Here is a 565-nt window from a genome sequence, read left to right as displayed (position 1 = left end):
CGTGACTGCCGCCGACGGTGATCTCGTTTTCGGGTCTGAACATACAACCGACTCGGATTTCGATGATGCGACCGAGCTGACGAATGTCTCTGTCGCAGGGTCTGGAGAGAGTGCAAATCTCGTCTTCACCGATGGGCAGAGCTATTTCGATAGTTTCGAGGACCAACCAGCGGATTCGGGGATTCCAGATGGGTGGTCACAAGACGCCGCTTATTGGGTGCCCGACGCAGTAGAGGTCTCATCGACTTACGCAACAGACGGGTCACAAAGTGTTTACATCGGAGATTTAGACGGGACTGAAATCTCGCGACTGCAGCCTGATCTGCACCCCATCCCCCCGACAACAGATCCCGTCTCAACCGATATGAGATATGTATCGGCCGACGATTCGGGGGGATCGATCCGTCTCGCCCTCTCAGAGGACGGTACTCGGGTGGCTCTTGTCCAGTTAGACGGCGACTCACTGATCAATTATAACGGGGCTGAGCAGACCATAACATCAGTTCCCCCCGCCGATGAATGGGTCTCAGTACGGATCACCGACATTGACCCAGTGACAGATACG

1 pseudogene is annotated in these 565 nt (G+C 55.0%); it reads left to right on the top strand.

Annotation, left to right across the window (positions count from 1 at the left end):
* Positions 1-565: pseudogene (locus tag DVK01_RS22715) on the top strand (hypothetical protein); the annotation flags it as partial.

This window comes from Haloarcula sp. Atlit-120R, from assembly GCF_003665885.1.
Classification (GTDB): Archaea; Halobacteriota; Halobacteria; order Halobacteriales; family Haloarculaceae; genus Haloarcula; species Haloarcula taiwanensis.
Note: the sequence above shows the minus strand (reverse complement) of the source record. Positions and strands in the feature narration are given on the sequence as shown.